Consider the following 14307-nt stretch of genomic DNA (forward strand, 5'->3'; position numbering starts at 1 on the left):
GTTAACAAGAATTAAAATTTCGCATGCCTATTATTCAGAAATCGCATTCTGCATGGTTTAACAGGCTGCGTTGGTGTACAAGTTGATGAAGCAATATGATGATTCCTGCTGGTCATATCACTTGCTGAATTGCCCTGGAATATTTCAGTTTAATTTAATGTTTACGTTAACAACAATTCCATTGTAACCGCTATCCTTTGTAGAGGAAAGTGATTTTTATTATCTGAGGGTACAAAAAACAGACCTGCCTGCCTTCCCCTGCTCTGTTATTCTGGATCCCGATTTGATGAAGAACTGTATTCCGCAATTTTTATTGTTCCTTTTAAAATAAAACTCCGAAAGCGATTTCAACATTTTTCGCTACTTTTCAGAAAATTTCATCCTTGAAAATACCATTTATTGTACTATAATTAACATATGAATCCATTGTTTTACATTGAAAGTATTTCATCGTATTTCAAAGATAAAAGAAGAGGTGACTGCATTGAGTACAAAAGTGCAAGATGTCCAAGCAAAGACCAATGTGAAGGGAGCTGACCTTGTAGTCGATTGTTTGATCAAGCAAGGCGTAACGCACATTTTTGGCATTCCTGGTGCCAAAATTGACTCCGTTTTTGATATTCTTCAAGACCGTGGTCCAGAATTAATTATATGCCGTCATGAACAAAACGCCGCCTTCATGGCAGCCGCAGTCGGTCGCTTAACCGGAAAACCGGGTGTATGTCTCGTTACCTCCGGTCCAGGCGCATCGAATTTGGCGACAGGACTTGTCACCGCTAATGCGGAAAGTGATCCCGTCGTTGCTCTCGCCGGTGCAGTCCCAAGATCTGAACGCTTGAAACGCACACATCAATCTATGGATAATGCGGGGCTTTTCGAACCCATTACCAAATATAGCGTCGAAGTAGAACATCCTGATAATGTACCGGAAGCAATTACCAATGCATTTCGGATTGCGACCTCAGGACAGCCTGGAGCAACCTTTGTCAGTCTGCCGCAGGACGTGTTGACTTCTTCATCCGAAGTTGCCGCTATTGAAAAGCTTTCCCTTCCACAGTTTGGAGTCGCACCGGCCGGGCTCATCACACAAGTCGCAGGCCAAATCAAAAGAGCCAAGCTCCCCGTCCTCCTCCTCGGAATGAAAGCCAGCACTCCTGAAGCCACAGCAGCTATCCGCGCGCTCATTAGAAGCACTGATTTGCCTGTCGTCGAAACTTTCCAGGCCGCCGGAGCCATTTCCCGTGAACTGGAAAGCCACTATTTCGGGAGAGTGGGCTTGTTCCACAATCAACCGGGAGACATGCTTCTTGAAGCCGCAGATCTGGTACTGACGATTGGTTATGATCCTATCGAATACGACCCTAAAAACTGGAATGTTCCTGCTAATCGAACCCTCATCCATCTGGATGATCATCAGGCGGATATCGATCATGATTATCAGCCGGATTACGAGCTTATCGGCGATATTGCCCTGATCGTGAGCAGTCTCGCAGAGGAAATACCTACATTGAAGCTGTCGGAAGACTCATGTGCCCAATTGAACCGCCTTCGGCAAGACTTGGATGACCAGGCTGCTGTCCCTGCACGCAAAAACAACTACCTGATTCATCCCTTGCATTTCATACGCACATTGCGCAGCCTGATTGATGATCGTGTCACGGTCACCTGTGATGTTGGTTCACACTACATTTGGATGGCCCGATATTTCCGCTCATATGAGCCGCGACGCCTTCTGTTCAGCAATGGGATGCAGACGCTGGGCGTGGCTCTACCTTGGGGGATTGCTGCCACACTTATCAACCCTGGTCAAAAGGCCGTTTCGATTTCGGGAGACGGAGGATTCCTTTTTTCATCCATGGAACTTGAGACCGCTGTACGTCTTAACTCCCAGCTCGTGCATATCGTATGGAGAGACGGCTCCTACGACATGGTTGCTTTTCAGCAAAAGATTAAATACGGCAGAACAGCTGGTGTAGAATTTGGAGACGTAGATATTGTGAAATACGCTGAAAGCTTTGGGGCAACCGGCTTGCGTGTACATGGCCCTGAAGAACTGGAAAGTGTATTGCAGCAGGCACTCCGTACCGATGGCCCCGTGGTCGTCGATGTTCCGATTGACTATCAGGATAACATCCAGCTAGGACGCAAACTATTGCCTGACCAATTAAACTAACCTGAATGAGAAATCTGTTTAATATCGAAAAAGAAAGAAAATATACGCATACAATTACAAAAGGAAGTGTGTTACTATGACTGTTGCAGAACTAGAAACCAAGCAGGAAACCAAGCAGGAAACTGATCATGATATTTACCAAACATCCACCATGCTCGCTTTATTGGATGGTCTATATGACGGGGTCGTTTCCTTCGCGGAACTGCAAAAACACGGAGATTTCGGGCTCGGTACCTTTGACCAGCTCAATGGTGAGATGATTGCGTTTGATAGTGAATTTTACCACTTATTCCCAGATGGTACGGCCCATCGTGTAAAACCTGAAGAAACCACTCCCTTTTCCACCGTCACCTTTTTTCGTGAAGATTTCATATATACGGTTGACCGTCCTATGCGTCGCGAAGAACTGGAAGCCCTGTTGCTCAAGCTTTTTCCAAGCCGCAACATGTTCTATGCCTTCCGTATAGATGGCACTTTCCGCGAAGTAAAGACACGGACCGTTCCTCACCAGGTAAAGCCTTATAAACCTTTTATTGAGGTAACCAAGTCTCAGCCTACCTTTACTTTTAATGAAGCTTCCGGTGTCATTACAGGTTTCTGGACACCTGCATATGCCCAAGGCATCGGAGTAGCCGGTTTTCATCTTCATTTTATAAACGACGAACGTACCGGAGGCGGCCATGTCTTTGATGTCGTCGTCGAAAAATGCACCATCCGCATATGTCAAAAATCCAATCTGCATCTGGTGCTGCCAGATACACCGGATTACTTGAATGCCAACCTGTCGAGAAAAGACCTGGATAAGGAAATCGCTGTTACCGAAGGTGCGCAATAATCGCGGCATGCCACTCTCCAGGGTACGTAGCCTATAGCTAGACAGCAAAAGATCACAGTCGAGAAGAGAGGCTTGCTTCTCTCCGGCTGTGATCTTTTGCGATAAATGAACATGTATACACATTGTTGCTTTAGCTCTTACTCCGGCCCGCTTACGCCTTGGGCGAACTGCCGAGAGGAATCGTGCGCTTGATGAGCTGTGCGTACAGCTCCGACTCCGTGAGATGACGTTGTAAAGCTCGCATTCGTCAGCTGCTTTATCAATGCCAATGCACCGGCTACATGCGGAGTAGCCAATTGCATAATAGATGCCCTGAATAATCCAGTCATATTGGCCGGAGCCTTCCTTGTTCAGCACTTTGACAATAAGCAGATCCGCCTCTGGAGCGACAACCACGACACCACGCTCATTTTCGGCTGCCGCGATGGTTCCTGCCACATGTGTGCCGTGACCGTTGTAATCCTTGAAAATTTCCGGATCGCCTCCATCGTCATGCGTAAAATTCCGGCCGCCAATAATGCGCTCCTGCAAATCAGGATGGTCCGAATCACAGCCCGTGTCCAGCACTGCCACCTTCACTCCTCGGCCTCGGGTCTGATTCCATACCGCAGGAACCTGAATCAGCTCTACACCTCGCGATATTTCATTCACTTGCTGCTCCTGCTTGATCACTTGGTAAGGAATGATATGCACTTTACGTTCCATCCTATTCCCTCCTTCATGGATACAGTCGAAAACCATCCGTCTATGAAACTTTGAAACCCTCTACGAAGTATATCGTCCGAGGTTACTATATTCTAGAAACTTTTGAAAGGTTTTTCCATCCTGATTTTGCTTATTTATGAAAAAAACAGACATCCCCACCATTTTCTTGGAAAATGTCTGTTGTAGAACGCCTTTTCCTTGTCTCCTGCTCCAATCAGGCGGGCAACAATAATTTCTGTCCCTTCGCCTACCGCCATTCCGAATACCATGAAAAAGTGCACAATCGTATTCGTATAAAAATGAGTGGCGATCGCCGTTGTACCCATAAAGCTGACAAACCGGGTCACCATCATTTGACTAAGCTGATAAGACAACCACTCCAGCCCCGCCGGAATACCGATCTTCAGGATCGCCACCAGCTTGCTCCATTGAAGCTGTACATAATACTGAATGCGAATCGGCGCACTTACGCGTTTGTACAGCAGTATAAAAATCCAGATACATGCTACAGCTCGGCTAACTACTGTTGAAATAGCCGCTCCCGCCACTCCCATTTGCGGCAACCCAAACCAGCCGTAAATAAGCAGCGCATTCCCCACAACGTGTAAAATATTCATACCAATGCCCACAATTATTGTATCCTTGGTATAACCATGCGAGCGAATAACCGGACCTGCGGTTAGCATTAGCGCTTCCAGAAACAGCGAGCCTCCTGCCAGCATCATATAGATCTCGGCATTTTTCTTTATCGTTGGAGTAATATGGTAAAAGGAAAGGAGGAAATCGCGGCTCATAATAAACATCAAACTCAGCGTCAAACCAAATACCAGATTGAAGGTTAAGGCTGAAGCCGTAACACGGCTCGCATCCACATGCTTTTGCGCACCTAATAGCTGGGCAATGATGACACCTACTCCAAGACCAAGCAGATTGAACAGTATAATCGTAAATTCAATCAACTGCCTCGATACCCCTACAGCCGATACAACCTCGTCTGAAACATGGCTGAGCATGAACGTATCCACGCTGCCCATCAAAATATGAAACAGCATTTCTATAAAGATCGGCCAAGTAATCACGAAAACCGTCATCGTTTTAACGTTTTTCACTTGATTGGAACCGTTTTCCTGAGACAGTGACATACTCCTGTATTCCTCCCAAATGCGGACCCAATCATTACTTACACATCAATATCGATAACTCTTACTCATTCATAAAAAGTCATATGCTTCTTCTCATTTTTATAATATTCCAGGCGGTCCTGCAATTGTCCTGTGTGGAATTCAAACTTATGACCGTCCGGATCTGTAAAATAGACCGACCTTTTGTCCTGTTCATTTCGTTCTCGGCCGGGCAAAATGGTGACATTGAAAGTTTTCAGCTTGTTAAGCACATCCTCAAAATCCGCTTCCGCAACCGAAAATGCAATATGCGTATAGGAATGATGAATTTCATTTCTCGGGATATCCTCTTCCACGTTGAGAGCCAGCCACATTCCCAGACAGTCAAGATAAGCCAGCTTACGTCCTTTGACGAGCAGTTTTCCATTTAGTACATGTTGATAAAAATGTATCGATTTCTCCAAATCTGACACCGAAAAGCAAATATGATTCCATCCTTGTATGTTCATATTCTCTCTTCCTTTCAGCGAACCCCGTTCAGCCAATAGGTCCACGCTTCTATATTTTGATCGAGATCTTCCGGATGATGCCGAATACAGGTAGCTATACGAAAGTATAATCCCTGCAGCACTTCCCTGTTCAGCTCAGATTCCCTTGTCATCTCCGGTCCAAGCTTCTCTGCCGCAGGTACAATGGTATCGACTGTCAAGCTATCTGGTGAAGAGCAAAAGGCGTATATCAGATCATATAGAGGTTCTCCCACCATTGGATCAGGATCAATAATACCCGTCAACGTGTCGTTTTCAGCAAACACAAAATTATGTACTCCAAAGTCGCCATGAAGTAAATATTTAATATTCCGTTGTGGCAATCCGGCCACAAGTGTATGGACAAAATGATGATCCTCTTGGGGCAAAACGTCTTGTATGATCTTTCCGGATTCCTTCATTCTATGCAGCAGAAGATCTCTCCATTCTACAAACGGATGGTCTGGATATCCATAGTGGCGTTCCGCTCCAAGGGGCTTGTAATGTGCAATAACTTCGGTCGCCAGACTGACCAGCAAATCAGCTTTGTTCGTTCCACCATATTGCTTAGTGATCCCTTGCTTGAACGTATATACCAGATAACGATGCAACGAATCTACATAAACCAATCGCGACAGCTTCTCAATCCGTAAATAAGTATGTAAAAATTCCGCTTCGGCTTCTATAATTGCTGGATCATTTTGCTTGATCACATATCGCGGATTCGTTCCATCCATGACAGCAACCACTTCGCTCGAAGTTCCCCCGGACAGCGGTTTGAGCTTTTGCATATGACTTTCAAGCACGCCTGCTTTATAAAGCTCATTCAGGATCAATTGAATGTCCATGTAAAACCTCCCCCACGTATCTGATCCATCATGCGGCTGGCGCTTTGGATTATTCATTCTAACCCAACCTTTCCGCCAGCCGCACTATCCCTAATTACAAATATATTTTTTCATGCTCCGTATAGATTTCAAGCGCCTGCTCCATCTTATGAATATACGCTTCATCCTGGCTGGAACATAGAAATGTAACATGCTCTTCCTGCGATTGGCCCGCTTTCACCGGAGATGCCAGCAAATTACGCTCGGACAGCACCTGCTTTAGTCGTCTGACCGTTCCTTGGCTTCCATCGATAAGCTGAATATGAGAAGGCAGCACTTCCTTGAGAATTTCCTTATAAAACGGATAATGTGTACATCCCAAAACAACTGTACCATATATTTCCAGATTGAACGAAGCCAGCTTGCGATTAAAATACTCGGACAATTCTGTCCGGTCAAAATTTAATTGCTCACAATATTGCACAAGCTCCGGCAAAGGCAAAGAGTCCACACTTCCATGATCGTCGACTCTGGATACCAGTGCTGCATAACCGGATTGCTTTAATGTCAGCGGTGTGGCTAACACCAGAACTCTTTTGCCATTCGTCCGGTTCATCTCTACCGCAGGCTTCACTGCCGGCTCCATGCCAATAATCGGAATAGAATACTCTTTTCGCAGCTCCGCAACTGCAATGCTCGTAGCCGTGTTGCAGGCAATGACCAATGCCTTGACCTCTTCTTTCATAATCGTTTGTACAGAAGCCTTGACATAGCCGCACACTTCTTGCGGTGTTTTCGTCCCGTAAGGAACATGCAGCGTATCTGCCATGTATACAAAACGCTCGTTCGGTAGCCGTCTTAACGCCTCGGATAATACCGTAATTCCACCCAGTCCTGAATCAAAAAAACCAATTTTCAAGCTACTCACCTTTTTCGTTCAACTGTTGTACCGTTTCTTGCTGGCAGCGTCGCAACTTCATTTTTCACCTATTTAATCCATCCACTCAACTGCTCATATTTAAATTTTACCGCAAAACTGATAATTTGCAAAAGAAACACACTATTTTTGCAGTGTAAAAAATAAAGCAGCTTTTCAAAATTAATTTAATATCAAAGAGTTGACAGGAATTATCTTTATATTGTAATATTGCGAGGTAACTTACTTACTAAACTTACTTATTCATCTACTTAGGGGGAAATATTTCATGTCTAAAGTATTGTTTGTCAAAGCAAATGACCGTACTGCTGAAGAATCTGCAACTGTTAAATTGTATAATGCCTTCGTGGAAAGCTACAAGTCTTCCCATCCATCTGATGAAATCACAGAGCTGGACCTATTCTCCGTCGAGTTGCCTTACTTGAATGCCAACATGATCAATGGTACGTTCAAATCCGCTAGAGGCATGGAACTGAACGCTGAGGAAGCACGCCTGGCTAACATTGCCAATGGCTACCTGGATCAATTCCTGGCAGCAGACAAAGTGGTATTTGCTTTCCCGCTCTGGAACATGACGATTCCTGCAGTGCTGCATACGTACATTGACTACCTGAACCAAGCTGGCAAAACATTCAAATACACTGCTGAAGGTCCTGTTGGTCTCATAACTGACAAAAAAGTAGTCCTGTTGAACGCAAGAGGCGGCGTATATTCCGAAGGACCGGCTGCGGCTGCTGAAATGTCCTTGAACTACATGAGCAATATCCTGTCCTTCTTCGGAGTGAAAGATATCGTGAAGGTTGTATTGGAAGGACATAACCAAGCTCCAGATCAAGCACAAGACATCGTAGCATCTGCTGTTCAACATGCAGTAGAAACAGCAAAATCGTTCTAATACCATATATATGGACAGAAGAGGATATCCGCACCCTGTTTGGGATGGATATCCTCTTTATTTGTTATAACATAAAAGCACGTGTTGGTTATCTACTACCTTGTATATTAAGGAATGAACTGCTGTACAATTTTAACAATCTTGCCGTCATGCAGCGTCACATGGTACGGAAATTGGCTGAGGTCCAGTACATCTTTTTTGGCAAAATCTTTTTCAAACTGTCCCAGCGGAATCGACTCATTCCATTTCACAGCGATGTCTTCCATACGACCGGTGTGATCATAAAGTTGCACCTCTACCGAAGCATCCGGCGCAACCTCATATACATCATTTTGAACGGAATTGTTGACGATATAATAGCCATCTGGTGCTCCGTCCAATCCTGTATTTCCCTCATGTTCCAAAAATGCCTTGTCTGCTTCCTTACCTTCATACCATTCAATCGGATCAGCCGACAAATAGATTTGTCCGTTACGCATCTCCATTTGATTTATATATACGGTCTCCTGATTCTCAGCAGGTGTTACGGGCGTGTAGCCTTGCGCTGTGGCCCCTGCCGCCGTCATCATCATTAGCATTAAAGCCAATACTGTCCATTTCGAAGCTAATCTCATCATGTCTGATCTCTCCTTACCGTCTGGGTATATATACGGTGTCTGTAAGCTTCATTAGCCTTATATACCCATCATAAACGTTATAAAGTTAAAAAGTGTATCAGATACATAAAAAAGAAGTTACGATTTTTTAAGACTTGGTCTTAAAACTTGATAACATGTCCAGCTGCTTCTCGTCAACTTAACAAACCGACCTGACGTGCTTGTTCCTCGGTGAGAATAAACTCCTCATTTGGCCATACCTCATCTTCTTTAATTACACCGAACATTCCCATAATCTCGGTCCAGATTCCTTTGTCGACGGCTTCCTTTTGTGTAATGATAATTCTCATGTAAATCCCCCCTATAAATCATAACTGTTCTGCTTATAACATATGTACCCTTTCCCCGCCGAGTTTATTCGTATCTTATTTGTGATCTTAAAATTCTAGATTACTTTCGTAGGTTAGGTTAGGTTATAACCTCATCAAAACGACTGAGCATAAAATAAAAAACGGTCGCAGAATAATCTACGAACCGTTTTATAAAAATCCTCTATTCTTGGTGAATCACTGAAACCATCGTATATGCACAAATTCTTTTAATCCTGACTAAAAGTGAATGGTCACCTAACATACAATCATGAAATCCGGGGGTAACAGCCATCGGAAGAATAATCCGTCCTCATAGCGGTCATGAGCCGCATACTGTTACTTTATCACTTTACACGGAAAAGTAAAAAGGCTGCACACATACAGGCTTGGACACGGTCACTTGTTGTCCGGTGTAGGTCAAGCGTCCGCTCGTCTTGTCCACTTTGAAGGTAACAATGTTGTTGGTGTCACGGTTTGCCACCAGCAAATGTTCCCCGCTTGGAGTCAAAGCAAAATGGCGCGGATGCTCGCCCTCGGCGGATACATGCTCTACCAGGCTCAGCTTGCCAGTAGCTCCGTCTACAGCATATACCACGATGCTGTCATGTCCACGGTTGGAGCCGTACAGATAAGCACCATCCTTTGAAATAGCAATTTCAGCGGTGGTATTTTCATCAGTAAAATCAGACGGCAATGTCGATACGCTTTCAATCTCAGTCAGCTTGCCAGCCTCTGCATCATATGCAAAGGAAGTGATGGAAGAATCCACTTCATTAATGACAAATGCAAACTTGCCGTTCGGATGAAACGTCAGGTGGCGTGGGCCTGCACCTGCATGGGTTTTGGTTTCTCCATGGAATACCAGTTGGCCTCTGCTAGCATCAATGGTGTAAGCGCGGATCAGGTCCAGGCCCAGATCTTGCACGAACAGGAAGCGGCCGTCAGGACTGAAGAAGCTGGAATGAGGATGTGGACGATCCTGACGTTCAGGATGCGCTCCTTTTCCTTCATGCTGCTTGACATCCAGCAGTTCGCCGATCCGTCCGTCCTCGGTCAGAGACACCAGTCCCACCATACCTCCGTGGTAGCTGACGACGATAAGGTAACGGTCAGATGGATCACGCTGAATGTGGCAAGTCGTGGAGCTGACATTTTCGGCGCGGTTGAGCAATGCAAATGTTCCCTTGACCGGGTCAATTTCAAAAGCAGCCGCTTCGCCTACCTTCGCTCCGTTAGCCGAAATCGTCTCGCCGATGGAATACAGCTTCCGATTTTTGACGTCCACATTCAGGAATGTAGGATTTTTCAATCCGGAGAACTCATCCTGAAGTGTAAGTTCACCAGTCTCTTCATTAAAAGTGTACGCATACACTCCGTTGCCTTCCAATTCGGCGTAAGAGCCTGCGAATACGAGCAATTTTTGTTGTGCATTCATGGTTGTGTCCTCCTTGAATTAGAGAATAGCGGGCAATTGGAATGATTGCTTCTGGTCTAAATTTCGCTTGAAGAGGCGCGTTCCACAACAGGCTCTGTAGACAAAGCCACGTTTCCCGCAACGGCACGCGAGATCATGCAGGATGTTTCTGCCTGCTGTGTCAGTCGCAATGCTTGTTCGATTTGCGGTTCTGACGCACCAGCGGCCAGTTGAACCCGTGGGCGATGCACGATTTGGCGATATGTAAAAATGTTGTTCGTTACATCGACAATCCCTTCGGATTCCAGCGCCAGTGATGCCACCGGAAGACTGGCACGCTCCATCATCGCCGCCAGGGTAATCAAGTAGCAGGTCGCGGCAGCACCGAGCAGCATTTCATCCGGATTGGTCCCTACACCGGGGCCGCCCATCTCAGCAGGGATCGAAATCGCCGTCCGCAGCTGGCCGGCTTCAATGCGGCCGTCGCTGTTGCGCCCCCCGTTCCAGTCTGCCTTGAGCAGAAAGGTATGCTCCACTTCAGGTCACTCCCCTCTCTTGTATTATGAATCTTTACACAGGTGAATGTAAAGTTAATCAATCTCCTGATTTTTGGTTTCGGTACCCAGCACCCCTACTGCCGCCGCTCCGATCAGGATCGCTACGAAGAAAATGGCAAAGATGACTGGCAAGGTAACACCTTGTCTGACCAGTATTCCGACCACAAAAGGCCCGATGACGCCACCGATGCGTCCAAATGCAGCCGCCATGCCCACACCGGTTGAACGGGCTGCTGTCGGATACAATTCAGGGGTATAGGCATACATTGCTCCCCACGCGCCGAGATTGAAAAAGGACAAGCAAATCCCGGCTGCCAGCAGCATTCCTGCCGTCTCCGAGGTACCAAACCAGATCGCTGATACCGCTGTCAGCAATAAGTAGAGAATCAGTACGAATTTGCGGCCCAGCTTTTCAATCAAATACGCAGCGGTAAAGTAGCCTGGCAATTGGGCAAGCGTCATGATCAGAACGTACTCAAAGCTTTTAACCAGCTCGAATCCTTTCATGAACATCATGCTTGGCAGCCACAGGAACATGCCGTAATAGGAAAATACAACCGTAAACCATAAAATCCATAGCATTAGCGTAGACCTGCGGTTTGCCCCTGACCAAATCGAAGCCAGACGTTCACGTAACGGAGGCTTGGCGCTTTGCTGCTTGTAACGCGGTGAATCCTCAACCGCCTTGCGTAAATACAGCGCATACAGCGCAGGGACTGCACCGAGAATAAAGGCCATTTGCCAACCATACTTTGGAATAACAAAATAGGCAATAAGCGCCGAAAGAATCCAGCCTGCCGCCCAGAAGCTTTCCAGCAATACAACGGCTCTGCCGCGCTCTCTCACAGGCACTGATTCCGACACCAGCGTCGAGGCTACAGGCAACTCCCCGCCCAAACCTGCCCCGGCGATAAAACGCAATACCAGCAGCATGCCGAGCCCTGTTGCTAAAGCAGACAGGCCGCTGGCAATGGAAAAGATAAGCAGCGTCCACACTAATATGGCGCGCCTGCCATAACGATCAGCTAAAATCCCGGCCAAAGCGGCCCCAAACATCATTCCGATGGAATTCATCGCCGTCAGCAGGCCAATTTGCTCAGAGTCCAGATGCCACTCCTTCGCCAGTACTGCCACTATAAATGAAAGCAGCCCTACATCCATGGCATCAAAAAGCCAACTGAGCCCCGCGCTGAATAGCAGCTTTCTTTTTTTGGCTGGTGGTAATGAAGTTAATTCACTCATGATTCGCTCTCCCTTAAATGTATGTATACAGATGTATATTCAAATGTCTTGTCACCTGTAGCCTAGCCTCTATTGTATCGCAAGCCTCGTCAGTCTGCGAGTATTTTAACGCAAAAAAAACGGAAGATTGCCTTCGGCAATTCTCCCGCCTTTTCGGAACCTGTCGCTTACCGGTTATGAACCAGACCGATGATCGTCACCATGAGCACCAGCAGCTGGATGAGTGTATCGTTGCTCATTCCAAACGCCTCCATCCCATATGAGATACTCCTTCGGCCGTTTCCCCTCTCCCCGGACTGATGACACTTGTTCCCCAATACATACCTATGCAGGCGGCGGGCAGCTTATGATCTTGGTGAATGAAAAATCTTCATGCATTTAAGGTTTGATCCAGGAAAGTTGCAAGTCCATTTCCTGAATGCATTCGCGGTTATCATGTTCATCATTGGCCACCAGCGGGGTGACCGGGTAAATGCTCATATCGCCATGCTCATATGTGTTCAGTAACGGCAGCAAATCCCCGACATTCTGAATGGATGGATTCAGCCATGAATCGATATGCTCGGGTTCCAGAATAGCCGGCATACGACTGTTGAACTCACGTATATGGCTATTAGCCTGAACCATCACCATCGAACAGGTGCGCAGCGGCTCCTTGCGGCTATCCTGCCATATTTCGTATAAGCCTGCGACCGCAAACATTTTCTGCTTCGGCAGCACCACTCGCACAGCACATATGCGTTTGCCTAATTTTCTCCAATAAAAAAACCCGTTGCAAGGAATGATGCAGCGCCGGGTCTCGACCATTTTGCGATAGCTCGGATTAACGCGAACCGTATTGAAATCGGCGTTGACACAATCCTTTCCCCAGTACGGGATAAACCCCCAACGGAATTCATCAAGCACCCGTTCTCCATCCTGATGCAGCACGATAGGGATATACTGGGTGGGACTCATGTTATAACGTGTTTTGTAATAATACATCACTCGCTGTATGCCAAAGTGATCCCTTACCTCATCCAGATCAGCCGATAACGAAAATCTTTTGCACATATGCGCTTCTTCCTTCCGCCTTTTTTCAATTATTGTGCGAACATACAAGGAAAAATATGCATACCGTGCAAAAGCGCATGGCAAGAGCATATAACAATATCCCCGCAGCCTGTGCAGCTACGGGGATACATACTACCTGAGATCGGTTTTATTTCTTTTCAACTGCGTGACCGCCGAACTCATTGCGAAGCGCAGCAACTACTTTACCGTTAAACGTATCTGTATCCAGAGAGCGGTAACGCATCAGCAGGGACAAAGCAATGACAGGAGTGGCCGCCTGAAGATCCAGTGCTTCTTCAACGGTCCATTTGCCTTCACCGGAAGAGTGCATAACACCACGGATTTCATCCAAATTCGCATCCTTGGAAAAGGCACGTTCAGTCAAGCCCATCAGCCAGGAGCGAATAACGGACCCGTTGTTCCAAACACGCGCTACTTGCTCATAGTCAAATTCAAAGTTGCTTTTTTCCAGTACTTCAAAGCCTTCACCAATAGAAGCCATCATACCGTATTCCACACCGTTATGAACCATTTTGAGAAAATGTCCGCTGCCGGATTTACCAGCATACAGATAGCCATTTTCCACCGCTGTATCGCGGAAAATGGGTTCAACCACTGCCCATGCTTCCGGATCGCCGCCGACCATGTAACAAGCGCCATGACGCGCGCCTTCCATACCGCCGGAAGTTCCTGCATCCATGAAGCTGATGCCGTGATCTTTCAGACGGGTATGACGAGCAATGGACTCCTTGTAATGAGAGTTGCCGCCTTCAATAATGATGTCTCCTTTGGACAGTAACGGTTGAAGCTGATCCAACACAGTATCCACAATTTGATGGGGAACCATAATCCACAGCACTCTCGGAGATTGTGTAGCTTGAACAAGCTCCTCTAATGTAGAAGCACCTGTAGCGCCATACTCCTTCAATTCTTGAATCGCTGCTGCATTCACGTCATAAGCAACCACTTCATGCTTATGATCGATCAGGTTTCTGCCGAGATTCAAGCCCATTTTTCCCAAACCAATTAGTCCAATTTGCATTGTAAAGGCCTC

Annotated in this window: 14 protein-coding genes and 1 pseudogene; 3 read left to right on the forward strand and 12 right to left on the reverse strand. The window is 46.4% G+C overall.

From position 1 onward, the window contains the following. The first annotated feature begins 475 nt into the window (after positions 1 to 475). Both alsS and budA read left to right on the forward strand, forming a co-directional pair. Entirely contained in the window at positions 476 to 2173 is a 1698-nt protein-coding gene (alsS, locus tag JO375_RS01585; RefSeq protein ID WP_229522816.1) for an acetolactate synthase AlsS, read from the forward strand. A 76-nt stretch (positions 2174 to 2249) separates the two neighbouring features. Further along, on the forward strand, positions 2250 to 3008 hold the full coding sequence (gene budA, locus JO375_RS01590) for an acetolactate decarboxylase (RefSeq protein ID WP_229522817.1): 759 nt from the start codon (positions 2250 to 2252) through the stop codon (positions 3006 to 3008). A 157-nt stretch (positions 3009 to 3165) separates the two neighbouring features. Here budA and JO375_RS01595 read toward each other — a convergent pair. The 5 genes and pseudogenes from JO375_RS01595 to murI form a co-directional block, all read right to left on the reverse strand. Beyond that, a pseudogene (locus JO375_RS01595) lies at positions 3166 to 3713 on the reverse strand (S8 family serine peptidase); the annotation flags it as partial. A gap of 134 nt (positions 3714 to 3847) precedes the next feature. Continuing rightward, positions 3848 to 4855: an MATE family efflux transporter gene (locus JO375_RS01600; RefSeq protein WP_229522818.1), complete on the reverse strand. Its 1008-nt coding sequence runs from the start codon at positions 4853 to 4855 to the stop codon at positions 3848 to 3850. Between the two features lie 65 nt (positions 4856 to 4920). Continuing rightward, positions 4921 to 5343 carry a metallothiol transferase FosB gene (fosB, locus tag JO375_RS01605; protein ID WP_229522819.1) on the reverse strand — a complete coding sequence of 141 codons (423 nt, stop codon included), beginning with the start codon at positions 5341 to 5343 and terminating at the stop codon, positions 4921 to 4923. Positions 5344 to 5357: 14 nt separating this feature from the next. After that, positions 5358 to 6209 carry an aminoglycoside phosphotransferase family protein gene (locus JO375_RS01610; protein ID WP_229522820.1) on the reverse strand — a complete coding sequence of 284 codons (852 nt, stop codon included), beginning with the start codon at positions 6207 to 6209 and terminating at the stop codon, positions 5358 to 5360. Positions 6210 to 6303: 94 nt separating this feature from the next. Then, positions 6304 to 7107 carry a glutamate racemase gene (gene murI / locus JO375_RS01615; protein WP_229522821.1) on the reverse strand — a complete coding sequence of 268 codons (804 nt, stop codon included), beginning with the start codon at positions 7105 to 7107 and terminating at the stop codon, positions 6304 to 6306. 286 nt (positions 7108 to 7393) lie between these two features. Between murI and JO375_RS01620 the strand changes: the two genes are divergently transcribed. After that, the gene (locus JO375_RS01620) at positions 7394 to 8020 is read left to right on the forward strand and encodes an FMN-dependent NADH-azoreductase (protein ID WP_229522822.1); all 627 of its coding nucleotides are present in this window, start codon (positions 7394 to 7396) and stop codon (positions 8018 to 8020) included. A 107-nt stretch (positions 8021 to 8127) separates the two neighbouring features. Here JO375_RS01620 and JO375_RS01625 read toward each other — a convergent pair whose 3' ends face one another. From JO375_RS01625 to gnd, 7 genes are all read right to left on the reverse strand, one after another. Then, positions 8128 to 8637, reverse strand: a complete 510-nt coding sequence (locus JO375_RS01625; protein WP_229522823.1) for a hypothetical protein — start codon at positions 8635 to 8637, stop codon at positions 8128 to 8130. Between the two features lie 173 nt (positions 8638 to 8810). Continuing rightward, entirely contained in the window at positions 8811 to 8966 is a 156-nt protein-coding gene (locus tag JO375_RS01630; protein ID WP_229522824.1) for a hypothetical protein, read from the reverse strand. 370 nt (positions 8967 to 9336) lie between these two features. Continuing rightward, complete coding sequence (locus tag JO375_RS01635) at positions 9337 to 10422, reverse strand: lactonase family protein (RefSeq protein WP_229522825.1); 1086 nt, start codon at positions 10420 to 10422, stop codon at positions 9337 to 9339. A 56-nt stretch (positions 10423 to 10478) separates the two neighbouring features. Continuing rightward, positions 10479 to 10937, reverse strand: a complete 459-nt coding sequence (locus tag JO375_RS01640) for an OsmC family protein (protein WP_229522826.1) — start codon at positions 10935 to 10937, stop codon at positions 10479 to 10481. A 54-nt stretch (positions 10938 to 10991) separates the two neighbouring features. Next, entirely contained in the window at positions 10992 to 12200 is a 1209-nt protein-coding gene (locus tag JO375_RS01645; RefSeq protein ID WP_229522827.1) for an MFS transporter, read from the reverse strand. 378 nt (positions 12201 to 12578) lie between these two features. Continuing rightward, on the reverse strand, positions 12579 to 13253 hold the full coding sequence (locus JO375_RS01650) for an SOS response-associated peptidase (protein ID WP_229522828.1): 675 nt from the start codon (positions 13251 to 13253) through the stop codon (positions 12579 to 12581). A 148-nt stretch (positions 13254 to 13401) separates the two neighbouring features. After that, positions 13402 to 14295, reverse strand: a complete 894-nt coding sequence (gene gnd / locus JO375_RS01655) for a phosphogluconate dehydrogenase (NAD(+)-dependent, decarboxylating) (RefSeq protein ID WP_229522829.1) — start codon at positions 14293 to 14295, stop codon at positions 13402 to 13404. Positions 14296 to 14307: the final 12 nt, after the last annotated feature.

Source organism: Paenibacillus farraposensis, assembly GCF_020736845.1.
GTDB lineage: Bacteria > Bacillota > Bacilli > Paenibacillales > Paenibacillaceae > Paenibacillus > Paenibacillus farraposensis.